The sequence below is a fragment of the Ruegeria sp. H6 genome, assembly GCF_056532975.1.
Genome location: NZ_JBQFOA010000014.1, coordinates 56,440 through 78,399 on the forward strand (window position 1 = coordinate 56,440; position 21,960 = coordinate 78,399).

The window sequence follows — 21,960 nt, forward strand, 5'->3', positions numbered from 1 at the left end:
GACGATGCCACTGCCGTTGCCGTACGCGATCGAAATGCCAATTTGAGCAGAACGGCTACGTGTGTCCTGGTATGAACACCTGACATGCCAGCCCTCCAAGGTCTGCTGAAACCCCCAAGTTCAGCTCCGCCCCGTAGGCGTTCAGCAGGTCGACTGAGATGGCTAGCCCCAACCCGGTGCCGCTGACCGAGGTGTCTAACCGCTCTCCTGACCGAAGAACGGCTTGTTGCGCATCGGTTGGTATTCCGGGGCCGTCATCCTCGACACATAATTCAATTCCGTCTTGGACGCGGCGGGCTGAGATTTGGATTGTTCTTCGGCACCATTTGAGCGCGTTGTCGAGGAGGTTTCCGATCACTTCTTCGATGTCTTGGGGGTCCATTCTGACGCTTAGACCTGCCTCGCAGCTGGTGATCAGCGTTTTCCCTCCACGCTCGGCCATGACGGAAAACAACCTTGAAAGCCTGTCGACGGAGTTTGATAGGTCCGTTCTCGAATGGGTCAGCTCTGCCGTGTTCGAGGCCCGCATCCTTGCAAGTGACCTCTGCAACTGGGCGTCGATCCTGTTCAGGGCATCATCCGCAGGCGCCGTGTCTGCCCCCGCCTCGGACAGGCTCGTCAATTCGTTCCGGAGGATCGCCGTGGGCGTTTTGAGCGCGTGCGCGAGGTCGGCGGCCTGCCTGCGAGAGCCTGCAACGATCTCGCGATTTCGGTGCAAGAGCTTGTTGAGGTCTTCAACAAGCGGTGAAACTTCGCCGGGATAATCGCCCGGTTTCAGGTCATCCCCTTTGTCCCAGCGATGCGCCACATCTGCGCGCAGCTTTCTCAACGGACCCGCAATGGCCGACATCAGGAGAAGTGAACCCGCAACGCCGATCAATCCCACCAGAGCAAACACCGGTAGTAGGTTGCTTTGGGCTGACCTACGTTCGCTGATCAGCTCAAGCCTGCTTTCGGCGACGGACACACCCCATTCGGTGCCGTCTTCGAATGTGATCTTCTGATAAACGCTGCGCACGGCCTCATTGTCCGGGCCGGACGTGTTCCAAACCGTTGCCTCTTCGCCAGCCCACGCAGGTTCGGCAATCGTTTCGTCAAAGAGCGAGGCTGAGGTGAACGTGGCACCACCGCTATCGGTCACCTGCCAGTACCTGCCGGAATACGGCGTGCCGTAAGCCGGGTCGAACATGAGATCGCGCAAGGCTTCGGGATCATTGGTTGCCGCGCTGAGCCCAACGATCAGCTGAGTGTGGCGATCCCGCAAATTTTCGTCAAATTGTTCAAGAACGCGAGTGTTGATGTATGAAAATACCACCAGTGTGCCAACGCCAACGGACAGAGCGCCCGTTGCAACGCCGCCCAGCAAAGCACGTTGGCGAAGGGATAACATCAGGCCGTATCGATCATGTAGCCGCGCCCTCTGACCGTTGTGATAAGGTCCGATCCCAGTTTCTTGCGCAGCCTGGTGATGAAAACGGCAATGGTGTTCGAGTCGCGATCCCCGTCATATTCATAGATATGCTCCGACAGCTCGGTTCGGGACACCATGCGCCCGATATTATGCGCCAGATATGTCAAGACGGCGATCTCTTGCGCGGTCAGATCGACTGGAATGCCGTTCGCTGTGACCCGCCCGAACCGCGTATCCAGTGAGACGTCGCCCATCTCAATGACCGGGTTCAACTGGCCACTTTGCCTGCGAAGGATTGCCCGCACACGCGCTGCAAGTTCCGGCATGTGAAAGGGTTTGGTCATGTAATCGTCAGCACCGGCATCAAGACCGTCAACGCGTTCGCTCCACCCATCCCGGGCTGTCAGGATCAGGACCGGAGTTTTGACGCCAGCACTGCGCCACTCGCGCAGAACGGAAATCCCATCGCGTTCGGGCAGCCCGACATCCAGAATGATCATGTCGTAAGGTTCGGTCGCGCCCAGGTGCAGGGCATCGGTCCCATTGTTGGCCACATCTACGACGCGACCTTCGGCGCCCAGCAGTTTCTTGATCTGCGCGCAAAGTTGCGGCTCATCTTCGGCCAGAAGTACTCTCATAATACGAAACTACAGCGACAACAGGCGTGGTTTAAGCTTTATTTTTTGCCTTTCCCGCCAGAGTTGCCGCCACTATTACCGCCGCCGTTTCCACCAGCATTCCCGCCGCCGTTACCGCCGCTATTACCACCGCCATTTCCGCCACTGTTGCCTCCTCCTTTGCCACCGCTGTTCCCACCGCCGTTGCCATTTCCGCCAGCGTTACCGTTACCGCCAGCGTTTCCATTGCCGTTGCCGCCGCTGTTCCCGCCAGCGTTGCCATTGCCGCCGCCGTTGCCGTTATTGCCATCACTGCCCCGGCTCGAAGAATTTCCACGGCTGTTGTTTCGATTGCTATTCTGGCTGGAACTATCGGGCTTTGAGCGCGCGGCTTCGGATATCTGGCGCCCGACTCTGGACCTGTTTGAAACCACCGACCCTGTTTTGGCATTCACGATGACGCTGACGAGTTTCCCGTCCGGCCGCTTGACCAAAATACGATAGTATATGCCATCAGCTTCAAAGGCACGCGCATCAACAGGGGTACCCCCGTATGCCTTTTCGACGCCCTTGATCACCCGTTTCAATCGGATCGTGTCACCCGAAAGTGTCGCCTTGCGCAGTTCACCCTGCCGGAGCTCGCGCGCGTCGGCCGACGCTTTGTCCGGGGACAAAACGGGGATCATGCTTGCCAAGATGAAGGTCGCTAAGACACGCATCGGTTTCCTCGAATTTTCGCAGGCAAGACTAGTCGGCCCGACGTGAACCGACGATGAACAAGCAGTTAGTCCTGCGTTCAAGCGCCCTCAAGTTAAATGGTCCCAACGACAAAAGATTCGTTTGCGGATCATGACAATAGGACACAGCGTTGCCACCACCTGGGCAACGACCCACATTCAATCGAAGGGATTGACATGAAAATCAACGCCTTGGAACTTCTAAGAGCCTCCGGTTTGGCCGTAGCCTTATTGGGATCCACGGCGATTGTTGCCACAGTTGCAACTCCCGATGCCGCTTTTGCAAAGGAAGGCAAGGGCAATGGCGGAGGGAACGGCAACGGAAACGGTGGTGGCAACGGAAACGGGAACGCTGGCGGAAATGGCAATTCTGGCAAAGGGGCTGGTGGCGACCAAAGCTCAGCCAGTGGCAAAGGCGCCAAAAGCGAAGTTGGCAAAAGCCGCAATGACAAGAAGGCCGATAAATCCGGCCGTGGCGGCTCAAAGTCCAAATCCGCTCGTGCGAGCACCGAGAAAGGTAACGGCCGGACGTTAAAGGATTTCCTGACCGGAAAAGGTAAGGTCAAAAAACCCGCCGCCACCCAAGCTGCAGCAACACCCAAAAGCGGCGCGCAAAAACCCAAGGCGTATAAAAAGCCGTCCAAACCCGCGGCTGTTATAACATCTATTCGTCCGGTGGTTCGGACCAAGGGCAACGCGATGGCGGCACTTCTGGGTGCGCATCCCTCCGAATTGGGAGCCCTCAACGCAGCCAACGCAAGTGAAACAGCTCTGGCCAATGCCTCGCCCAATTCACGAGTCGGACGAATCGCAACCTACCGCGACACCGTCCTGGCCGGTGAACCCCTGCGCGAAGAACTTGCGGAGCAATTGGAAGAGCTGACGGGTCTGGAGCCGCCTGAGCGCACGGTCGAAGAGATCGAGGAAGATTTGGCAACCTCTTTGAATGAGGTTCAGGCGAACCAGCAACGGGTCGAAGAGCTGAGGCAAGACTTGATAGAGGCTGGCGGCATGGATGAAGATATCGAAGCCCAGCTTGAGCAAGCCGAAGCGGAACTGGCTGAATCGATTCAGGACGCTCAGACGCTTGGTGATGAAAGACAGGCTGCCCTCGATTACGAAGACGCGACCGAGGATGTTCAGGACCTCGCTGATCAGCTGGAAGAACAGGAACTGGCCGAGCGCGAGGCGTTGGAAGCCGCCGCAAACAAACCTGTGACAGATGCGGTTGAAGAAGAGGTCAAATCGCTTCTTGGACTATGACGCAAAGCCAATCGGGCTTTGCACGACTTTGGTACAGTGCTTACTACTCACGGAAGTACTGAAAACTGGGCCAGCCATTTGCTTTACTTAGGGCAATTTGGCTGGCCCTTTTTTTGTGCCGGTGACATTCGGACATTACGAATATGGGTGCCAAAACGAGGAACCCCGCCCTTTGATGGGGCGGGGTTCAGTGTGCAATTCCAGTATTTGGACGAATATCAGGAACTGTATCGGGGTCAGCCGATTTCGTCTTCAGGCGTTGTTCAACGCCTGGGTAAACCGCTTGTTCTTCACGATCTGAGTTAGTGCATTTTCGACAGGAGGGAAGCGGCCACCCCTTGAACGAGCTGTGGACAACGAACGATCATCGATATTCTTGCCGGAAGGTTCGATCACAGCTGGTGGGCTGGGTTTTTTGGTTACCAAGGCAGACTTAATCATGCTTTTCCCCATGTTTACGATCAAGGGACAAACCGCCCGTTTGATCCAACTTGTTCACTATGACTCACAATGGTTGAACGCTCCGAGAATACATTGTTCACGTTCGGTTAATGTTGTTTGCGAAATAAGGACAACGAACCTAACGGCCAGATGAATGCGTCAAACGCAGAACCCTGCGTTGTTTTGGAAAAGCAGAATTAGGGGCGTTTAAGTGCTGCATGGACAGGCGGATATTTGCCCGGTCATTCGTAGTTATCCGTTCAAGATCATATCTGAAGCTTAAAGCTGAAAAAGGCGTGAAACATGATAAACATCGTTGGCGGTTTGGCAGTGACGTTGACCTTATCCGGCGCGTCAGCGGCCAGTGCAAAAAGCAGTTTGTGGATTCCGACACCTGGACAAAGCCCAGCCCTGACCGCACCGATACCAATAAAATCCAAAGCCGGGCACTGCCCTCCAGGCTTGGCTAAAAAGGCCGTACCTTGCGTCCCACCAGGTCAAGCAAAACGCTACCGCGTCGGCGATCACATTTATGGTGGGTATAAACCAATCAACAATCCAAGCCGTTGGGGGCTAAGGCGCAACGGGTATTATGTCCAAGCTGGGGACTACGTCTACGAAATCAATCGAGAGACTCACGAAGTCCTGAATCTCATCGGAGCCATCGCCGACATTTTGAACTGAACTCACTTACGTTTTGGCGGCAAGCAATGGACGCACCTGAATGCCTCGAGTAGCACGCCGACCTCCGCATAGTTAAGCCATCGGCCCGAAGCTGATCCCAATTGATGTGTCTATGAACTTCAATAACCAAAATATGCCTCGTTGCACGTGTTGTTTCGCGATTGGTAATGTCTGCTAATCGTAGACTACCGAAACGAAGCGCTGCATCAGCCAAGAAGGACGGATAGCAGTCATTTCCTTGCATTTTCCAAATGGCAGCTTTGTTTGCTATGTGGACCCTGGACCTAAAAGACTAACGTTCGAAATTCAAGTGATGGCCAGTATTCGGGTGTACTACGACGTTTGAAAGGGGCTCGTTGCAAGCTTCCCACCACTGGTCGATTTTGGTAAATCCAATCGTTGTTCGCGAAGTTTGCAAGAAATAGAATTGTGCCAAACGCGGCGACGTCCGCCAGTGGCGCGAAAGAACTAACAGTTGGCAAATTTCCCGGCTCTTTTTCAAGGGACCTCTGACAGCAGCAAAGCGGCAAATGCCCCTTTGTCTGAGGCGTTTGTTCCAGCCCTCATGCCGGCGGCTCCTGCGAATTCGCCGCAAATCATGAGCGAACCAAAGGCCGGCAACAACTTCGGCGCGGAACAACCCTACTTTAACCGAGAGCGCTGCTGCCAAGAGCAATCCATTCGATGTGTTCGATACGGTGACCGCAACCGATTCTTTCGACGTTTTTGACACGCAGCCTTTCTGACGTGCCTGCGCGAGGGTTGTGCCAGGAAAGCCACCAAGGCCCATTTCCCGCTGCTTTTGCCCTTTGAGCGTGAAGCAAAAAACCCATCGCTTTGTACCGTTGGCAGTGCAACGCATAGACAAACCGCCCCCATCATTGAGGGCGGTGCCGGGCGTGGCGTTTTCAACTTGTTTGACTGTCAGTCGGTGCATTCCCCGCGCCATGTCGTTTCTCCTAAAGCTTGGATGGTCAAGCGGCAGCGTGGTGCAACGTAGCACGGTATATCCGCAATATTGGCAACCTCTAGATCGCTCAATTTCTCATCCGCCAATAGGGTAAACATGAGAGACGCCAGATTGCGGACAGTCTCAGGGCGCTTGAAGTATTCTTCGTCTGAGACGTTGTACAATTCGGCAACCTCCTTGGCTAAACGTTCGCTATCGGTCCCGATCATGGCCCGAGTTTTGTGGAGCTTTGTTCGATTGGTGGATTTCATTTAAGCTCTTTCTACTAATCCGGGGCAATGTGCGCGGCCCCAATTCGCACCCCTTGTGTGCCCCTAAATTTTAGGGACAATCAAAGATTTTGAGTGGACAAGTTTAGACACTGTTTGGGTGGCTCTAAACTCCACCAAATCCTAACAAAACAATTCAAAAGCAAACACCTGAGCGGTGCGGCACAAAATGAAACGCCCTGCGTCCCTCTTGCTGTCCAGACCTTGTTCGGGCGCGTATTCGAACAAGTTTTGATCAACTCAGCCATTCGTCACCGAGAACTTCTGTCGAACTCCTGCGGCAACACTGTTAGGTTTTCTCACATGGCAGACAACCTCAGACATCTTCGCGCCCTTCAGGCCTTTGACGAAACCGCAACGCATTCCAGCCTGACCAAAGCAGCGGCCGTGCTGAATGTCACTCACGGAGCCATCAGTCGGCAGATCAAGCTACTGGAAGCGCATCTTGGATTGACGCTTTTTCATCGTCGCTCCGGCGGCGTTGAACTGACCAAAGCCGGAGAGCGTTTGCATCAGTCGACACGGGGCGCGTTTTCCGCCCTGCAGTTGGGCGTCGCTGAGGTGAGGCGACTGCATCATCGTCAGTCGATCACGGTTTCGCTGTCCACGTCTCTGGCGCTCAAATGGTTTGTGCCATTGCTGACTTCGTTTCAGAAAAAGCACCCGGATATTGCGTTGTTGCTGGACACAAATGATGCCTTCACAGAATTCGACACATCCGATGTCGACGTGGCCCTGCGGTTTGGAGAGCCCGGTTGGGACGGGCTTTATCATAAGAAAATCAGACAAGAGGAACTGGTTGTTGTCGCTGCGCCCTCCCTTGTTGAAAACCGGCAGGTGCCGATGCGCCCTGAAGATGTGGCAGGCTTTCCGTTGCTTCACGATACCTTCAACGCGGGTTGGGACAGCTGGGCCGCGCAAGTTGGGCTGAACACGGAGCGGGTCAAATCGCGCAACACCAAGTTTGTCGACAGCGCCGTTCTTTTGGAAGCGGCCATTGATGGCCAGGGCGTGGCATTGGCGAGACATCTCTTGGCTGAGAGAGATCTGGAACTTGGTCGGCTCATCCGTCTGGACGAAAGCCGAATCCGATTGAATCGCGGCCTCTACTTTGTCTGCCGTCCTGGCGATCAGGATCGTGTTGCCGTCAGAGCATTCAAGAAATGGCTCATGTCGGTTTAAAGCACTGTACATGCACGCATTCTATTGCGGAATATCGATGGTCTGAAACGTCTCGGATATGTTCATTTGCCGTCAGGACACAAGGACGCATCGCTTGCCAGGTGATCGATCAGCGCTCGCACGCGGGTCGTCAATCGGCGGTTTTGCGGGAAAAGGGCGGCAACCACATAGGGCGTCACGCGGTTTTCAGCGAAAAGCTCAACCAATTCACCTGATTTCAACGCTTCAGAAACGGTGTAGGCCGGACAGCGTGCGATTGCCGCCCCTGTGGCCGCCAGCCGCGCTGAAGCAGCGGGGGCATTGGCACGAAGGCGCCCGTTGACCTGCACCGCGAATTCCTGACCCTCCATGTCAAAGCGCCAGAGTGTCGGTTCTGCCATATTGCCGTCCAGGATGCACTCATGCGTCTCCAACGCTTGCGGATGCCTCGGCACGCCAGTGCGTTTCAAATAGTCCGGAGAGGCGCAGACAACCAAGGGCATCGGACCCAACTGCCGGATTTTGAGAGAGCTGTCGCGCATCGGTCCGATCCGCACCGCAAGATCGAGGCCTTCATCAATGATTGAAACCTTTCTGTCTGAAAGGCGCAGGTCAATCTCGACCTCGGGATGTTGATCTACAAATTTTGCCAAAGACGGGGCGAGCCGGACGGATCCGAACCCTGTTGGAGCCGAGATATGGATCACACCGCGCAGGGCCGCCTGTTGGTTCCGTACCGTCTCTTCCATCTCGTCGAACCCATCAAGAAGCGGTTCGCACATCGCAAGGTAGGTTGCACCAGCGTCCGTCAGCGAGACGCTGCGTGTCGTTCGGTTCAGAAGTTGCACGCCAAGAGACTCCTCAAGATCAGCAACATATTTGCTGACCAATCGCGCAGAGCGACCCATACGTTGGGCGGCAACGGTAAAAGACGCATTCTTTGCGACAAGGGCGAAGGCGCGCATGCGGTCAATTTTGTCCATAGGCTATTGCGCCTTCTGAGGGCTTAAACATCCGCTGAAATTGACGATTATCGTCGCAAAGCACAAGTCGTATCTGTTCCGCCAGAAATCCAACCTAGCAGGAGCCGATATATGTCAAGCGCCGTTCGCATTCATCATTTCCCAAAATCAGGCCACGCCCATCGCGCCTTGGTCTTTGCCAAGCTCGCAGGGATTGCCCATGACGCTGTCTTTGTCGATCTGGCGGCAGGTGCGCATAAGTCGCCGGAATTTCTTGCCATGAACCCGAACGGCCAGGTGCCGGTGCTGGAAGATGGCGATACGGTGGTTTCCGATTCAAACGCCATTTTGGTCTATCTCGCGCGGAAATACGCCCCCGACTGGATGCCAAGCGATGCATTGGGCGAAGCCAAGGTTCAACAATGGTTGACGCTCGCCGCAGGTGAAATTGCGTTTGGGTCCTGCGCTGCACGCCTGATCACCGTTTTTGACGCGCCGCTGAACCCCGAATTTGCCGCAGCGACGGCGGCCAAGGCCATGCAGAAACTGGAACAGGGTCTGGAAGGCCGTGAATGGCTGGTCGGAGATCGGCCAACGATCGCGGACGTTGCAACCTATTCCTACACAGCCCACGCGCCCGAAGGGAATGTGTCGCTTGACCCTTACCCGAATGTTCGCGCCTGGATCGCGCGTTTTGAAGCGCTGCCCGGTTTCGAAGCCATGCCATCGACCGCCGCAGGCCTTGTTGCCGAATGAAAGGATGATCGAAAATGACCGCTGAAGCCCCACGGCATCCCTTGCCGCCTTTCACCAAAGATACGGCGATTGAAAAAGTGCGCCTTGCGGAAGACGGCTGGAATGGCCGTAATCCCGCCAAAGTTGCGCTGGCCTATACGCCTGACAGCAAATGGCGCAATCGGGCCGAGTTCCCGGAAGGTCGCGGGCAGATCGAAGAGTTTCTGACCCGGAAATGGGACAAGGAACTCGATTATCGCCTGATCAAGGAACTATGGGCGCATGACGGCAATCGCATCGCCGTGCGCTATGCTTATGAGTATCACGACGACAGCGGGAACTGGTTCCGTGCCTATGGCAATGAGAACTGGCAATTCGATGCCAACGGATACATGGAACGTCGTTTTGCCAGCATCAATGAGCATCCGATCAGTGAAGACGAGCGGAAATTTCGCTGGCCTCTGGGGCGACGTCCCGATGACCACCCGGGTCTGAGCGACCTGGGTCTTTGAACAGTGGCCGTGGTTTCGAGCAGCTCGTCTCGAATCCGCGGCTACACGCAAGATTGCAGATAAGGATAGGGCAATGTCGCCGATACACGAATCGCACAAGGGTGAGTTGCTGCTGCAAGAGCGCCGGAACACGCCACAAGACCTGCGCGACGCGATCCCCGGTTACATCAAAAGCGACATGCCGCAACAGCACGCTGAGTTCTTTGCGGACCTTCCATATCTGCCCATCGGCACGCTCGATCACCAGGGGCGCCCCTGGGTGAGTCTTCTGGTGACAAAGTCGAGCAGCGACCCATCCATCGGTATTGCGGTGTTGGGTCGGAACAAGATGAAGATCACGGCCGAAACCAACCCGTTCGACCCGTTTGCCCACGCCCTGGGTCAGGGCTCGCCGGTCGACGACAAAAGGTATTTTGCGGCCGTGGGTGTGGATTTCACCAATCGTCGGCGCAACAAGATTGCAGGGTTCATCGATGCAGCATCCGTTGACGAAAATGGACAGATCAGTCTTGCGTTGACATCGGATCAGCATCTGGGGAATTGCCCCAAATACATCACCGTTCGAAGCCTGGAGCATGACGCACGCACCGGTGAGCTTGCCTATGATGGTTTCGCTGTCGTTACCTCTGCCTTGCCAGAAAACGCGAAGGCCGTAATTGACCGCGCAAGCACGGTTTTCCTGGCGACAAAACATATCACCGAAGGCCCGGCAGCGGGCAGCCAAACGGATATGGGATTGAATCATCGCGGGGGTGCACCGGGCTTCGTGCGCATTCAAGAAGAAGGCGATAGCGAAAGTCCTGCAACCTATCTGGTGTTACCGGATCACTCGGGAAATCGGTTTTATCAATCGCTGGGCAATATCGAAACCGATCCGCAGGTCGGGTTGGTCTTTCCCGATTTCACAACCGGCGACGTTCTCTACGTCACGGGAGAGGCGGAAAACCTTCACGACGCTGAGGCCGAAGCCATCATGCCGCGCGTCGGTTTGCTGACCCGCATCAAAGTGACCGGTGCCGTGTTCGTCCAAAGCGGTCTGAACCTGCGCTTGGTGTCAGAAGAACAGTTCTCTCCGTACAATCCCCCTGTGAAGTACTTGCGGCAAGAACTTGAGCAGATGGGACATGCAACCGTTGCGCCCAAGGGTGCCGACGCAATCAAGGCCACGCTGGTTTCACAGCGGGCCCTTTCGGACAGCATCAGCACGTTCACATTTGAACTTTCATCACCGATTGATGCGCCATTGCCTGGCGGTTTCGGAGTTTTTGATTTCTCGGATGCTCTGGATGTCAGGTACAGACATATGAACGATGCCTACCCCCAATTGGTCAACGAAGATTATGTGCGGACCTGGACCCTTTCGAGCGCACCTGAATTTGATCCAGAGACCAAAGCCTTCCGCGCCGTCGCCCGGGTCAATGTGACTGTTAAACGCAAAACCGGCGGGTTGATGTCCAACTTCCTGCACGACAACGCGGACAAACTGATCGAACATGGACTACCCATTGAGTTCAAAGGCACCGGCGCGGGCTTCACCTGTTTTGAGCCGGATGCTCAAGGCGAAAACCCAACCATCCCGTCAAAAATGCTGTGGATCGCTGGTGGCGTCGGCATCACGCCCTTCATGACGATGTGGGAGGGCGTCACGCAGGTTGCGCGCACCTTGTCCGAACACATCACCACAGACATTGTTTTGTTGTTCGCCGGCCGTGTTGACGACGTCAACGTGTTGAACCACTTTCTGGCACAATGTGGGTCGCTGCCCAAAAATCTGAGCTTGGAGATCCGGGCGTTTCAGAGCGTCGGAAGTGACCCGGCAAAAGCCACCGCCGCTTTGGATAAACTGCTTAAAAACCGCTTGGACGGCATGCTGACACTTGAACAACGGCGTATCCAGCGGGACGATATTGGATCGGTCAGAGATCTACACGATCGCGAAGTGTACATGTGCGGACCTGATGCCTTGATGGACTGGAGCGATGCGATGCTCACTGAGCTAAAGGTTAAAAAGACCCGGCGCCATCGCGAGTCATTTGTTTTCTGATCATGCCCGGACCCATTCGGACGACACCCGCGACCAAGCGGGCGTGCGGAGACATGAAATTCGTCCCCCTTTATTGACTCATACTGCACCTGCACAATAACAGGGGCCGGTCCGGGTGCATGAGGCGCCTAGCACGTTTCCCGATGGAGTATCTTGATGTCTGAACTGCGCGAAACCGCGATGTCGTCCAAGGCCTGGCCTTTCGAAGAGGCGCGGCGGTTGCTCAAACGGTACAAGCAGGGTGCTCCGGAGAAGGGCTATGTGCTGTTCGAGACCGGCTATGGCCCCTCGGGCCTGCCCCATATCGGCACGTTTGGAGAGGTCGCGCGGACCACGATGGTCAAGCGCGCGTTCGAGGCGCTGTCGGATATCCCGACCAAGCTGATCTGTTTCTCGGACGATCTGGATGGGATGCGCAAAGTGCCGACCAATGTACCAAACCCCGAGATCCTTGAGCAGCATTTGCAGCGCCCGTTGACCTCGGTCCCTGATCCGTTCGGCGAGTACGACAGCTTTGGTGAACACAACAACGCCATGCTGCGCCGGTTCCTGGATACGTTCGGGTTCGAATATGAGTTCTATTCGGCAAAAGAGTTTTACCAATCCGGCCAGTTTGACGAGGTGCTCAAGCGTGCGGTCGACCGCTATGACGAGATCATGGCGATCATGCTGAAAAGCCTGCGCGAAGAACGCCAGCAGACCTATTCGATCTTCCTGCCGCTGCACCCTGAAAGCGGGCGGGTGATGTATGTGCCGATGAAAAAGGTCTGTGCCGAGACATACACCGTCACTTTCGATGACGAGACCGGCAAGGAATGGACGGTTCCTGTTACTGGCGGTCACGTCAAGCTGCAGTGGAAGCCGGATTTCGGCGCGCGCTGGGCCGCGCTGGGTGTGGACTTCGAGATGTATGGCAAAGAGCACGCCACTAACGAGAAAATCTATGACGCGATCTGCCGGGCGCTTGGCGGTCGTGCACCGGAACATTTCAGCTATGAGTTGTTTCTGGATGAGAACGGGCAGAAGATCTCAAAGTCGTCCGGCAATGGTGTGTCGATTGACGAATGGCTGACCTATGCCCCGACCGAGTCTCTGGCCTATTTCATGTATCAAAAGCCAAAGACGGCCAAGCGGATGCATTTTGATGTGATCCCGAAAGCGTATGATGAATATCACCAGCAGTTGCGGGCTTACCCGGGGCAGGACCTGAAAGCGCAATTGAACAATCCGGTGTGGCATATCCACGGTGGAGACGTGCCCGCATCCACGTTGATGGTGCCCTTTGCGATGTTGTTGAATCTGGCATCGGTTTCGGGGGCCGAGGACAAAGAGGCGCTGTGGGGCTTTATCCGCCGTTACGCGCCAGATACCACAGCTGAAACGCACCCCGACCTGGATCAGGCAGCGGGTTTTGCGGTACGTTACTTCAACGATTTCGTCAAACCGACACGCAAGCACCGTGCCCCGACCGAGCAGGAACGCGAAGCGCTGGAAGCGTTGAAAGCGGCGTTGGAAGCCTACGATGGCCCGATCGAAGATGAAGCGCTGCAATCGGTGGTCTATTCCATCGGGCGTGAGCGGTTTGATCCCATGCGCGGATGGTTCACAGCACTGTACGAAGTGCTGCTGGGCGCATCCCAAGGCCCGCGTTTCGGTGGCTTCATCGCACTCTACGGTGTACCTGAAACTATCGCATTGATCGACAAGGCACTGGCTGGAGATCTGGCCTGATTTGACCTGTTCCCCTGTGGGGCTACCCTTCTTTCAGGAGGTGGCCTCATGCGTCGTTTTTTGCTTACCATTTTGTTGAGTGTTGGATTGGCAACCTCTGCCCACGCGCAGAATGCCGAGATCGAGGCCAATATCGCGGCCCAGATACAGGCATTCAAGGCAGATGATTTTGCCACCGCATTCACCTTTGCCAGCCCAAATATTCAGCGCCTCTTTGGCGACCCGGACAATTTCGGGGCGATGGTGCGAAACGGCTATCCAATGGTCTGGCGCCCTGCGGATGTACGGTTTCTTGAACTGCGCGAAGTTGCAGGCAACTTGTGGCAGAAGGTCATGATCACCGATGCCAATGGTCGTGTGCATTTGCTGGACTACCAGATGATTCAGCAGGGCGGCGGTTGGAAAATCAACGGCGTGCAATTGCTTGGCAATGCCGACCCGGCGGCTTGACGCAACATCACCGTCACGGTGATATGAGCCGGGGTTAATCCTTTCTCTTTACTCAGATGTCCGCGCTTGGGGGCTTCTCCGGGCATGGGTTTCGCGTGCGGCACATCGCCGGTGCGCCGTTGAGAAAGGAATTTCAATGAACAAGACAGTCACCGAAGGCATCGTGTTTATGCCACCTGCATTTGCCGATGGTCTGGGGGTTTGGTCCAGCGGCGACGGGACGCCGGGGTCGCCGACTTACGCGGGGTCGGGTACGGGTGCGTTTGTGCCCTCGGACCCGGATTTTGCGGGATGTCTTGAGATATTCAAGACCAACGCCACCCAGCAGCTACGCTATATGGGGCAAACACCGCTGATCCCGGGCTGTTATCTTCAGGTCAAGGCGCGCGTGAAGGCAATCAGCGGCCCCCTGCCCGAGGTGCGGATTGCCGGATGGGCCGGTGGCGCGGGCGACGTGCATCTGACGGGACTGACCGAACAGGGGCCGGCCACACAGCTAAGCAGTTATGGCCGCGTGCATGAGATCACAGCAATTGTCGGAACCGGGCGCCGGGACGGGGTGGACATGCCCTGGGGGTCGTCTGTCATCTATGGCCACTTCGGCATCAACATCGACGGTACAAACGGAGCCGTGGTACGGGTTGATGATATCGAGATTACCGACATCACCGAGGTCTTTCTGCGCGACATGATCGGTGTGGTCGATGTGCGTGACTTCGGCGCCGCGGGTGACGGGGTCACCGACGATTCGGTTGCTTTTGAAGCGGCGGATCAGGCCGCAAACGGTCGCCGCATCTATGTGCCACCGGGAACTTTTTTTCTGGGCGAAAACACCAGCCTGTCCACCGAAGTCGAATTCGCCGGTACGGTCACAATGCCGGACGACAAGATGCTGTTGCTGACCGAAAGTTACAATTTGCCAGTGTATATCGAGGCGTTTGGCGAAGAGGATCTGGCCTTCAAAAAGGCATTTCAGGCGCTTTTGAACAACTCTGACCATGAATCGCTGGATCTGGGTGGCCGAAAAGTCGCCGTGAGCAGCCCCATCGACCTGAGCGCAGCCGTTCCAAACCGAACGGGATACTCCACGCGCCGGGTTATCCGGAACGGGCAGTTCGACATCAAAAGCAGTTCAGACTGGGATACGGATACTTACACATCGGTCGCGACCTATTCGACCTCGAACCCTTTGAAGCTGACAAATGTGGCCAATGTCGCGAATATCCCGATCGGCGCACTGGTTCAGGGCAGCGGCGTGGGGCGCGAGATTTATGTGCGCGACAAAGAGGTCGGAGCGGGTGAAATCACTCTGAACGCGCCGATCTATGATGCGGCAGGCACACAGACTTTCACCTTTTCGGACTTCAAATATGTTCTGGATTTCAGCGGCTTCAGCCAGATGCAGAAATTCGGTCTGGAGGGGATTGAAATCCAGTGCAACAGCCGGTGCAGCGCCATACGATTGGCCCCGGCGGGCAATACCTTTGTCGTCAAGGATTGCTTCATCAGCCGTCCCAAAGACCGAGGGATTACGTCTATCGGGGTCGGCTGCCAGGGGATGCTGATCGACGGCTGCCAGTTCCTGTCCAGCGAAGAAGGGCTGGACGTCGCACAGCGAAAATCTATTGCCGTGAACTCCAACGCAAACGACGTAAAACTGCGCCACAACCGTGCCTCGCGGTTCCATCATTTTGCGGTTCTCGGCGGCGTCAATAACCTGGTCCTGGGCAATCACTTCTTTCAGGGCGACAACGTCTCGGACGGTGTCCGAAACGCTGGGCTGGTGATGATCGGGACCTATAACGGTTCGACCATCGCACAAAACTATGTGGACAACTGCTTTATCGAATGGACGAATGAAAGGGACCAACGTCCGGCCTATACATCCGGGTTTTCTTTCAGTTCGATGAGCATCACTGACAACACCTTTTTTGCCAGTGACGCAGCCAGATGGTTCAGTTTCATCGTGGTAAAGCCCTACGGCTCGGGCCATTTCCTGAACGGGTTTACTGTGACCGGCAATAATTTCCGCGCAACATCGGGGAATATCGACCGGGCCGAACGGGTGAACGCGTCATTTGCAGGCCTCAATCCGGATCGGTACACCAACGTTCATTTTTCTCAGAACGTGTTTCACGGGATCACGACCCAATGCGCCAATCCGTTGCGGCTGAACTATTCACGCAGTTCAACCTCCAGTTCCTGGACCATCAGTTCCTCGGGTAAACTACCCTTCGGAGGTAAGGCGCGTGGATGCGATTCAGTCATAGCCCGGGGCGCGTTGCGAGATTCCCTGGGTTCGCGAACGTTTAACTATCCCTATGTGGAACTCAAAAAGGGGACCAACGAAAACCAGATCGGCCTGCGATGGCCGGATCCTACCAGAGGCGCCGTTACCGTCGTCATGCGGGTTGAAAGCTAGGCACTGCAAAGGCTGGCCTTCCGAATGCGGAAGGCCAGCATCTTAGCGGCTGAGCCAAAGCCCGAATTTTAGGCCTACATCGTCTTGGATAGCGTTGCGTTCGACACCAAAGATCCAGGTGGTTTTGCCAGATTTGGTCCGATACATCAGCGAGGGTCGCGCGCTCCAATAAAAAGGACGACCCGGGACATACGACGTCTCAATCTGCATCAGCGGGTTCAGGCGTCTTTCGGCGGAAAGACCTGTGGTCAGGTCCAGCTTGCGGATCAGAGCCTCATCCTTGCGATATTCCAACGCGGTATCGATCGCCAGCCACCCGTAGCCCCAGCGCGAGTCGAAGCCTTTTCCATAGGCGAGTGTCGTTTTGAACAGCGGCCATGTCTGCGTGTCACGATGGTGCGCGCCGACGCCAAGTTCAGCGGCAAACAGCCCGGCCTGGCCGTTATCCGTAATGGGAATGCGCGCAAAAACAAGGGCGTGGCCATAGAGGTCCCGATTGCCTTCGACATCCAGACCCAGTGTCAATTTCTCTCTCGCGCCCCATTCCGAATAAAGCGACGTCTTATAATCGTAGTCAGGGCCATCCTTGAAAACGCTGACCGACGTCGCCGTGAACGTCTTTCCTTTTTCGCGCAACCACGCACCAGACCAAGCCGGGTTGCACAAAAGAAAAAGCACGGAAGAAAGCAAAGCCAAACGGTACATGCACGCAGCATCCGTGCACTTCGTTAATGTATGGTTAGTCCTTTGAACGTTTTCGCAAAAGAAAGCACGGGTGTTCAAAATCAGCCAGGAAATCAGTGGCTTTTTGGAAAGCTGTGCTAGGCTTGGATCAGCCAAAGGAGGAGCCACATGCCGACGATCTCAAAAAACGCCAGCACGCAGACGGTCATAACCACATTCGAAATGACGCCTGGAACATGCCAGGATTTGCTTGAAGCTCTGACCGAGGCATATTCCGAGTTTATTTCGAAACAACCCGGATTCGTTGCCGCCGGTCTGCACGTCAACGATGCTCAGACCCGCATTGCCAACTACTCGCAATGGGAGCGGCGTGAGGATTTTCTGTCGATGCTGCGCACGGCAGAAATGCGCGAACGCAACCGGCGGATTAATGAACTGTGCAGAAGCTTTGAACCGGTGATGTATGAGGTCGCGGAAACCTTCTGAAATTCTGACCTGGATCAAGGCCAAAACCGGGTCGGGCATGCAAAGTAGAGGCAGCTAATAGGAGATGCCCCATGTACCATAACATCCTGGTTCCCATATCCTTTGATGCCGAACGCGATACCTCCGGGCCCCTCAAGCTGGCGCAAATTCTGGCCACACCCGATGCCAAAGTCACGTTGCTTCATGTGGTCGAACATATTCCCGACTATGCGATTTCGTACATGCCGGTTGAGTATCTGACCGAAGCCCGTAAGGCCCTTCAGGTCGAGCTGGACACACTTGCCGCCAGCGTGCCCAATGCAAAAGGCGTGGTGATCGAAGGGCATTCCGGCCGCACGATCCTGGATTGGGCCGAAGCGAACAAGCCGGATCTGATCATCATGGCGTCGCACCGGCCGGGGATGCAGGATCTACTGCTGGGCTCAACCGCGACCCATGTGGTGCGCCACTCGCGCTGTGCCGTGCATGTGGTGCGCTGAGGGCTAGCGCAGATCCTTTGCGGTCAGTCGCCAGGCCTTGCCGAAACCACCGTTCAGCATTCCGTCCTGTACCTCGAACCTGACAAAGTCGAAATCGGCAAAGTCGATGTATAGCTTTGTCTTGGGGCGCAGTGACAGGTAGCGGCTGCGTAGCCGTGCGTGTTCCGGGGCGTCGCGCGACACGAACCGGGCCGCGCAATGCAATGTCAGACGTGGATGGGTAAGGGGGTCACCACGATCTGTAGGTGTGCCGATCAACAGGGCGCAGGCCGGTTCGGCCAGCAGGGCTTTTGTGTGATCCGCCAAGGTTGAGATCAGCGTGACCGGTGCCCCATGTTCATCCGTTGCCAATCCGATACGCGTGACAGATGGCAACCCCGACCCCGGTCGCAAAACCGCCAGTGCGGCGTGATCAGCATTCACCAGCAAGTCTTGCGCCATCGCACAAGCGGTGTCGTCAACGGGGCGAAAGGGATCGGATTGCGTCACGAGACCTCCGGTCAATGGCTTATCGTCACAACGGAATTTTTCAGCATAAGCATCCTGCGCCACTGGATGGAATTTTTACCCGATTTGGCCTCGGGTTTGCCACAAATCTGCGCTACGCGTCACCTCATGACAAGACCGGAACAAACCACCCAGACTGTGGAGATTGACCGCCGCACGGCCAGACGGGCCGCGCGCGCGGCGGAGACACGCAGGCGGGCCCTGTCGCCGATGCGGATTTTTCTGATGGTAATGGCCCTGCCCCTGACCATCGCTGCAATCTCAATCTCGGGCTATCTGCGCGTGTCGGATTTCGACCGCACCGGAAGCGTTGTGCATCTGGTCGCGATGGCAGGGTGTGAGGTTACCGATAAGCTGGGCTTTGGTGCGTTTCGCGAAGGCACCCCTGGCTATCACACGCGCAACGACCCGGATGGCGACGGTGTTGCCTGCGAAGCAGATGTGGTTGCGCCCGTACAATCGACCAGCGCGGAATCACAACAGGCGCAACAGACCGAACAGCCGTCAGAACGCAAGGTTGGTAACGCCAAGTTCCTTCGGCCCTAGGCCAAGTCATCCCTTCATCGCGTTCAGCAAATCCAGCAGGCGCACCCTGTCATCGTCATCCGTGTAATCACCACTGGCCAGGCGTTGCGCGATCTGCAGACGCAGTTGATCGTGCTGGGTGCGCACCTCCTGACCGGCGGTTTCGGCCAGGGTCTTCATGATCGCGGCCACTGCCTGCTGGCGCTTGGTTGTGGGGTTGGCGATATAATCAACAAGGCTCTGCTGGCCTGAATCCAATATGTTCTCGGCCAGGCTGCGCAGCTGTTCACCATTGGGCAACAGCGGGGCTGACGCGCCTTCGGGTGGCAGAATTTGCAGATCGTTGCGCGGCACCTCGGCCAGAGCATTTGCGCCATCCACAAAGGCTTCGGTAATCATGCGGGTTATCCTGATCGCGCGCGGATCCTTGAACAGGGCCGAGGCGATGGCCACGCCGTAATCCGTATAAACCCAAGGGTTAACCCGCCGCCCGCCGCGGCCTTTGGGTTTTGAAATCACATTCTGTGATTGCAAATCGGCAACCTCGGCATCTGTCAACTGAAAGCGATAGCCTTCGAACAAATCCTTGTTGCGCGAGACGGCCTGATTGAAGGCACTGACGGATTTTCCGTAAAACTGAGCCAGATCTTCGGCCATCACAACACGAGCCCCCCGCACCCTGTGAATGGCCCTTTGGACTTCCTGAGTGCTGGGTAATGTGTTCGTCATGGCAACCGTTTGGAATCACAATCTGTGATTTCAAACGTGAAGCAGGCCGCGCTGGGCTGCAAGTTTGAACTGCAGCGATGACGTGCATGGCCCGCAAAGTCAGCCCACCAACCGAACGCGTCTGATTTTCCGGAATGAAGTGGGTCAGAACAGTTTTTTGACCGCATCCCGACCGGGCGCAATCTGCGTAGAAGATGGGCGCAAGCACCCATCCACCGCGTTTGGGAACAAGAGGGTGCTACTGACCGGTAACCTCGGTGCAGTTGCCTTTACCCCAACCGGACTTGCTGCCCGAAGCAGTGTAGTCGAATGTGCCTTTGTCCGGGTGCACGTTGTAATGCAGCGTATAGCTCTCGCCGATATACAGATAGGTCAACGTATCCAGACCGGGGTAAACATCCACATCCTTGTCGATATCCCCAATCGTTATATGACCCTTCTGCTGACCATCATATTTGACAAGCCGCGCCGCCATTTCCGGGTGCTGCGCATCTGGCGCGTCACATTCAAAAACCCGTTCCTCGGCAAAAACGACCGTGGGCAGGAAAGTGAGGAAGAGAGCTATTTTCTTCATTGGATCCCATTCTGAATTAGATCTGTAGCAGAGCGCGGCTAAAGGCCATTCAGGGCGGAATTTTGTCCAAAGTCGGGTCGTTATACGGTTGCTCTATGTGCTGAAATCAAAGTGATGCATCTGGTCAAAACCGCATTGGGGATTCAGAATAAACCCCAAGCTTTTCTCGACCGGCTTTTGACGCTGTCGAGACGTCGATGATGACGCTGTTCTACCTCACGCGCAGGGCAACTTTCGCATCTTCGATCGCCGAAATCTGCAATCGCGAGAGCTGGTCACCCGCGAGCGGCATCAGAACGTCCTGTAACCGTTCCCAAGCCCGCCCGGTATCGATTTTGCGCAACCGCCGCCCGAGGCGAGGAACAGCATCCGACGGGCCATTGCATTGCGTCATCAACCAACGTCCAAGAACCTCCATTTCCCGGGCTTCTTCTTCCGAACAGCGCAGTTTCGTGCGCAAAAGAACATGCAACTGTTGGCGCTGCTCAGCGGTCGGCAGGTCATCCAATTCGATAAAGGCCTGAGCAATGGCACAGATGGCAATACGTTCATCGTCAATCCCTTCGACGGGATGGGCGTTGGCAACGCTGCGAAAGGCCAATCGCCGTGGTGCGTTCTTGAGCGTTGTGGCCACATCCTGTGCGGTATTGAGCGCTTCGCGCGGGTTGTTGCGAACCCACCACCAGATCGCACCGCCAATGGCTGTCAGGATCAGAATAACAATCGGCAAATCAATACTCTCCGGCAAAATTTCCGTAGATGATCATTCAACGCTTTATCTCGGATTGCAACTCATGGTCGAACGATCGGAGTAGGATGGGGTAATACCCCATCAATTGTTCGAGCGGCCCTTTAGCGATGGGTTGGAAACCCATCCTACGTTTGCCTCAAATTGCGAATGCTAGCTATAAGCGCAGACGGCCATGACCCTTTCTGGGCTGTCTCCGCCAAATCGAGTCGTAATGGGCAAGGCCATCCATGCCCTTTGCCGATAGCTCCACAAATATGGCCAATCTCTCTGATCACAGGCTATCCCATGAGGAGCTTGATAAGCATCCGACTGTTCTCGCACCGATTGTATCAGAGAATGGCGGTGAACGATCCGCAGGTCTTGTTGCGCAGCGTATTTAGTCATCTGCGTCTGTACCAGAACGTTCTGCAGAGTCGCGGGCCCAAAAACAGCCAGGAATGATCCAATTGTGACCGTTGCGAGCCGCGCCCGACCTCGCGCAATTAAGGAAACCGCAGCGACCGCGATTAGCAACATCATAGAGGTGAACAAGAAAAAGAACAGTTTTGCAGTTAACGCTGCTTCGATGATGAAAAGTACGGTGATCGGCCAAGCGAATAGAACTAAAAGAGTTTGCCCATGAGCGGCATCAACACCAAAATACAAGATTGCGATTGTCACATAAATGAACGGCAAAAGAAAAAGCGTCCGAAGCGGAGTCGCATCTCTTTTGCCGCATAGAACGGAAAGCAGCATTCCAACAAAAAAAGAATTTATTGCCAAAAGCACCAACCCGCCGCCGATTAGAAGTGGTGCAGGTAGAAGAAACCACATCGG

General features: G+C 55.7%; 25 protein-coding genes. 12 read left to right on the forward strand and 13 right to left on the reverse strand.

Annotated elements, in window-relative coordinates; all coding sequences use genetic code 11:
- Positions 1-55: 55 nt before the first annotated feature.
- Genes ACR0AG_RS18895 through ACR0AG_RS18905 form a run of 3 tightly spaced genes read right to left on the reverse strand, consistent with a single transcriptional unit; the run spans position 56 to position 2,828 of the window.
- Complete coding sequence (locus ACR0AG_RS18895; RefSeq protein WP_480841814.1) at positions 56-1,390, reverse strand: sensor histidine kinase; 1,335 nt, start codon at positions 1,388-1,390, stop codon at positions 56-58.
- Complete coding sequence (locus tag ACR0AG_RS18900) at positions 1,390-2,049, reverse strand: response regulator transcription factor (protein WP_480841816.1); 660 nt, start codon at positions 2,047-2,049, stop codon at positions 1,390-1,392. Before ACR0AG_RS18900 ends, ACR0AG_RS18895 begins: the two co-directional genes overlap by 1 nt.
- 38 nt (positions 2,050-2,087) lie before the next feature.
- Positions 2,088-2,828, reverse strand: coding sequence for a PepSY domain-containing protein (locus ACR0AG_RS18905; protein ID WP_480841819.1), 741 nt, complete (start codon positions 2,826-2,828; stop codon positions 2,088-2,090).
- A 114-nt stretch (positions 2,829-2,942) separates the two neighbouring features.
- Between ACR0AG_RS18905 and ACR0AG_RS18910 the strand changes: the two genes are divergently transcribed.
- On the forward strand, positions 2,943-4,028 hold the full coding sequence (locus ACR0AG_RS18910) for a hypothetical protein (RefSeq protein ID WP_480841821.1): 1,086 nt from the start codon (positions 2,943-2,945) through the stop codon (positions 4,026-4,028).
- Positions 4,029-4,280: 252 nt separating this feature from the next.
- Here ACR0AG_RS18910 and ACR0AG_RS18915 read toward each other — a convergent pair whose 3' ends face one another.
- Positions 4,281-4,469 (reverse strand): hypothetical protein, encoded by a 189-nt coding sequence (locus tag ACR0AG_RS18915; RefSeq protein ID WP_480841823.1) that lies wholly within the window; start codon positions 4,467-4,469, stop codon positions 4,281-4,283.
- A 303-nt stretch (positions 4,470-4,772) separates the two neighbouring features.
- Here ACR0AG_RS18915 and ACR0AG_RS18920 point away from each other — a divergent pair, with 303 nt between their 5' ends.
- Positions 4,773-5,153 carry a hypothetical protein gene (locus tag ACR0AG_RS18920; RefSeq protein WP_480841825.1) on the forward strand — a complete coding sequence of 127 codons (381 nt, stop codon included), beginning with the start codon at positions 4,773-4,775 and terminating at the stop codon, positions 5,151-5,153.
- A 292-nt stretch (positions 5,154-5,445) separates the two neighbouring features.
- Here ACR0AG_RS18920 and ACR0AG_RS18925 read toward each other — a convergent pair whose 3' ends face one another.
- Both ACR0AG_RS18925 and ACR0AG_RS18930 read right to left on the reverse strand, forming a co-directional pair.
- Positions 5,446-6,102 (reverse strand): Arm DNA-binding domain-containing protein, encoded by a 657-nt coding sequence (locus ACR0AG_RS18925; RefSeq protein ID WP_480841827.1) that lies wholly within the window; start codon positions 6,100-6,102, stop codon positions 5,446-5,448.
- Positions 6,078-6,374: a hypothetical protein gene (locus tag ACR0AG_RS18930; protein WP_480841828.1), complete on the reverse strand. Its 297-nt coding sequence runs from the start codon at positions 6,372-6,374 to the stop codon at positions 6,078-6,080. Before ACR0AG_RS18930 ends, ACR0AG_RS18925 begins: the two co-directional genes overlap by 25 nt.
- 321 nt (positions 6,375-6,695) lie before the next feature.
- Between ACR0AG_RS18930 and ACR0AG_RS18935 the strand changes: the two genes are divergently transcribed.
- Entirely contained in the window at positions 6,696-7,574 is an 879-nt protein-coding gene (locus tag ACR0AG_RS18935) for a LysR substrate-binding domain-containing protein (protein WP_480841831.1), read from the forward strand.
- 62 nt (positions 7,575-7,636) lie between these two features.
- Here ACR0AG_RS18935 and ACR0AG_RS18940 read toward each other — a convergent pair whose 3' ends face one another.
- On the reverse strand, positions 7,637-8,536 hold the full coding sequence (locus ACR0AG_RS18940; RefSeq protein WP_480841833.1) for a LysR family transcriptional regulator: 900 nt from the start codon (positions 8,534-8,536) through the stop codon (positions 7,637-7,639).
- A gap of 111 nt (positions 8,537-8,647) precedes the next feature.
- On the opposite strand from ACR0AG_RS18940, the gene ACR0AG_RS18945 reads away from it, so the two are divergent.
- The 6 genes from ACR0AG_RS18945 (at position 8,648) to ACR0AG_RS18970 (ending at position 16,409) form a co-directional block, all read left to right on the forward strand.
- Positions 8,648-9,271 (forward strand): glutathione S-transferase family protein, encoded by a 624-nt coding sequence (locus ACR0AG_RS18945; RefSeq protein WP_480841835.1) that lies wholly within the window; start codon positions 8,648-8,650, stop codon positions 9,269-9,271.
- Positions 9,272-9,285: 14 nt separating this feature from the next.
- The gene (locus tag ACR0AG_RS18950; RefSeq protein ID WP_480841837.1) at positions 9,286-9,762 is read left to right on the forward strand and encodes a nuclear transport factor 2 family protein; all 477 of its coding nucleotides are present in this window, start codon (positions 9,286-9,288) and stop codon (positions 9,760-9,762) included.
- A gap of 73 nt (positions 9,763-9,835) precedes the next feature.
- Positions 9,836-11,806 carry a pyridoxamine 5'-phosphate oxidase family protein gene (locus ACR0AG_RS18955; RefSeq protein ID WP_480841839.1) on the forward strand — a complete coding sequence of 657 codons (1,971 nt, stop codon included), beginning with the start codon at positions 9,836-9,838 and terminating at the stop codon, positions 11,804-11,806.
- Between the two features lie 156 nt (positions 11,807-11,962).
- Positions 11,963-13,537, forward strand: coding sequence for a lysine--tRNA ligase (locus ACR0AG_RS18960; protein WP_480841842.1), 1,575 nt, complete (start codon positions 11,963-11,965; stop codon positions 13,535-13,537).
- A gap of 48 nt (positions 13,538-13,585) precedes the next feature.
- Entirely contained in the window at positions 13,586-13,987 is a 402-nt protein-coding gene (locus ACR0AG_RS18965; RefSeq protein ID WP_480841845.1) for a DUF4864 domain-containing protein, read from the forward strand.
- 136 nt (positions 13,988-14,123) lie between these two features.
- Positions 14,124-16,409 carry a glycosyl hydrolase family 28-related protein gene (locus tag ACR0AG_RS18970; RefSeq protein ID WP_480841847.1) on the forward strand — a complete coding sequence of 762 codons (2,286 nt, stop codon included), beginning with the start codon at positions 14,124-14,126 and terminating at the stop codon, positions 16,407-16,409.
- Positions 16,410-16,451: 42 nt separating this feature from the next.
- Here ACR0AG_RS18970 and ACR0AG_RS18975 read toward each other — a convergent pair whose 3' ends face one another.
- Entirely contained in the window at positions 16,452-17,114 is a 663-nt protein-coding gene (locus tag ACR0AG_RS18975) for a hypothetical protein (protein WP_480841849.1), read from the reverse strand.
- A gap of 147 nt (positions 17,115-17,261) precedes the next feature.
- On the opposite strand from ACR0AG_RS18975, the gene ACR0AG_RS18980 reads away from it, so the two are divergent.
- Together ACR0AG_RS18980 and ACR0AG_RS18985 are read left to right on the forward strand one after the other, a co-directional pair.
- Entirely contained in the window at positions 17,262-17,579 is a 318-nt protein-coding gene (locus ACR0AG_RS18980; RefSeq protein WP_480841851.1) for an antibiotic biosynthesis monooxygenase family protein, read from the forward strand.
- A 71-nt stretch (positions 17,580-17,650) separates the two neighbouring features.
- Positions 17,651-18,058, forward strand: coding sequence for a universal stress protein (locus ACR0AG_RS18985; protein ID WP_480841853.1), 408 nt, complete (start codon positions 17,651-17,653; stop codon positions 18,056-18,058).
- A 3-nt stretch (positions 18,059-18,061) separates the two neighbouring features.
- Here ACR0AG_RS18985 and ACR0AG_RS18990 read toward each other — a convergent pair whose 3' ends face one another.
- A complete protein-coding gene (locus tag ACR0AG_RS18990; RefSeq protein WP_480841855.1) occupies positions 18,062-18,547 on the reverse strand; it encodes a HugZ family pyridoxamine 5'-phosphate oxidase in 486 nt (161 codons plus the stop codon).
- A 126-nt stretch (positions 18,548-18,673) separates the two neighbouring features.
- Here ACR0AG_RS18990 and ACR0AG_RS18995 point away from each other — a divergent pair, with 126 nt between their 5' ends.
- The gene (locus ACR0AG_RS18995) at positions 18,674-19,111 is read left to right on the forward strand and encodes an excalibur calcium-binding domain-containing protein (RefSeq protein ID WP_480841857.1); all 438 of its coding nucleotides are present in this window, start codon (positions 18,674-18,676) and stop codon (positions 19,109-19,111) included.
- Between the two features lie 6 nt (positions 19,112-19,117).
- Here the strand turns inward: ACR0AG_RS18995 and ACR0AG_RS19000 are convergent, their stop codons facing one another.
- The 4 genes from ACR0AG_RS19000 to ACR0AG_RS19015 all read right to left on the reverse strand — a co-directional run bounded on the left by ACR0AG_RS19000 (position 19,118) and on the right by ACR0AG_RS19015 (position 21,957).
- Positions 19,118-19,819 (reverse strand): ORF6N domain-containing protein, encoded by a 702-nt coding sequence (locus ACR0AG_RS19000; protein ID WP_480841859.1) that lies wholly within the window; start codon positions 19,817-19,819, stop codon positions 19,118-19,120.
- A gap of 238 nt (positions 19,820-20,057) precedes the next feature.
- Positions 20,058-20,393 carry a hypothetical protein gene (locus tag ACR0AG_RS19005; RefSeq protein WP_480841861.1) on the reverse strand — a complete coding sequence of 112 codons (336 nt, stop codon included), beginning with the start codon at positions 20,391-20,393 and terminating at the stop codon, positions 20,058-20,060.
- A gap of 211 nt (positions 20,394-20,604) precedes the next feature.
- Positions 20,605-21,123 carry a hypothetical protein gene (locus tag ACR0AG_RS19010; RefSeq protein WP_480841863.1) on the reverse strand — a complete coding sequence of 173 codons (519 nt, stop codon included), beginning with the start codon at positions 21,121-21,123 and terminating at the stop codon, positions 20,605-20,607.
- A gap of 171 nt (positions 21,124-21,294) precedes the next feature.
- Complete coding sequence (locus ACR0AG_RS19015; RefSeq protein ID WP_480841865.1) at positions 21,295-21,957, reverse strand: hypothetical protein; 663 nt, start codon at positions 21,955-21,957, stop codon at positions 21,295-21,297.
- Between the last annotated feature and the right edge of the window lie 3 nt (positions 21,958-21,960).

What these genes read in the sequence shown, in the direction of transcription:
- ACR0AG_RS19015 (WP_480841865.1), bottom strand. Translation starts at nt 21,957, where the DNA reads ATGTGGTTTCTTCTACCTGCACCACTTCTAATCGGCGGCGGGTTGGTG.
- ACR0AG_RS19000 (WP_480841859.1), bottom strand. Translation starts at nt 19,819, where the DNA reads ATGACGAACACATTACCCAGCACTCAGGAAGTCCAAAGGGCCATTCAC.
- ACR0AG_RS18900 (WP_480841816.1), bottom strand. Translation starts at nt 2,049, where the DNA reads ATGAGAGTACTTCTGGCCGAAGATGAGCCGCAACTTTGCGCGCAGATC.
- ACR0AG_RS19005 (WP_480841861.1), bottom strand. Translation starts at nt 20,393, where the DNA reads ATGAAGAAAATAGCTCTCTTCCTCACTTTCCTGCCCACGGTCGTTTTT.
- ACR0AG_RS18995 (WP_480841857.1), top strand. Translation starts at nt 18,674, where the DNA reads ATGACAAGACCGGAACAAACCACCCAGACTGTGGAGATTGACCGCCGC.
- ACR0AG_RS18895 (WP_480841814.1), bottom strand. Translation starts at nt 1,390, where the DNA reads ATGTTATCCCTTCGCCAACGTGCTTTGCTGGGCGGCGTTGCAACGGGC.
- ACR0AG_RS18980 (WP_480841851.1), top strand. Translation starts at nt 17,262, where the DNA reads ATGCCGACGATCTCAAAAAACGCCAGCACGCAGACGGTCATAACCACA.
- ACR0AG_RS18945 (WP_480841835.1), top strand. Translation starts at nt 8,648, where the DNA reads ATGTCAAGCGCCGTTCGCATTCATCATTTCCCAAAATCAGGCCACGCC.
- ACR0AG_RS18935 (WP_480841831.1), top strand. Translation starts at nt 6,696, where the DNA reads ATGGCAGACAACCTCAGACATCTTCGCGCCCTTCAGGCCTTTGACGAA.
- ACR0AG_RS18965 (WP_480841845.1), top strand. Translation starts at nt 13,586, where the DNA reads ATGCGTCGTTTTTTGCTTACCATTTTGTTGAGTGTTGGATTGGCAACC.
- ACR0AG_RS18925 (WP_480841827.1), bottom strand. Translation starts at nt 6,102, where the DNA reads ATGGCGCGGGGAATGCACCGACTGACAGTCAAACAAGTTGAAAACGCC.
- ACR0AG_RS18985 (WP_480841853.1), top strand. Translation starts at nt 17,651, where the DNA reads ATGTACCATAACATCCTGGTTCCCATATCCTTTGATGCCGAACGCGAT.
- ACR0AG_RS18950 (WP_480841837.1), top strand. Translation starts at nt 9,286, where the DNA reads ATGACCGCTGAAGCCCCACGGCATCCCTTGCCGCCTTTCACCAAAGAT.
- ACR0AG_RS18975 (WP_480841849.1), bottom strand. Translation starts at nt 17,114, where the DNA reads ATGTACCGTTTGGCTTTGCTTTCTTCCGTGCTTTTTCTTTTGTGCAAC.
- ACR0AG_RS18910 (WP_480841821.1), top strand. Translation starts at nt 2,943, where the DNA reads ATGAAAATCAACGCCTTGGAACTTCTAAGAGCCTCCGGTTTGGCCGTA.
- ACR0AG_RS18970 (WP_480841847.1), top strand. Translation starts at nt 14,124, where the DNA reads ATGAACAAGACAGTCACCGAAGGCATCGTGTTTATGCCACCTGCATTT.
- ACR0AG_RS18920 (WP_480841825.1), top strand. Translation starts at nt 4,773, where the DNA reads ATGATAAACATCGTTGGCGGTTTGGCAGTGACGTTGACCTTATCCGGC.
- ACR0AG_RS18940 (WP_480841833.1), bottom strand. Translation starts at nt 8,536, where the DNA reads ATGGACAAAATTGACCGCATGCGCGCCTTCGCCCTTGTCGCAAAGAAT.
- ACR0AG_RS18930 (WP_480841828.1), bottom strand. Translation starts at nt 6,374, where the DNA reads ATGAAATCCACCAATCGAACAAAGCTCCACAAAACTCGGGCCATGATC.
- ACR0AG_RS18955 (WP_480841839.1), top strand. Translation starts at nt 9,836, where the DNA reads ATGTCGCCGATACACGAATCGCACAAGGGTGAGTTGCTGCTGCAAGAG.
- ACR0AG_RS18915 (WP_480841823.1), bottom strand. Translation starts at nt 4,469, where the DNA reads ATGATTAAGTCTGCCTTGGTAACCAAAAAACCCAGCCCACCAGCTGTG.
- ACR0AG_RS18960 (WP_480841842.1), top strand. Translation starts at nt 11,963, where the DNA reads ATGTCTGAACTGCGCGAAACCGCGATGTCGTCCAAGGCCTGGCCTTTC.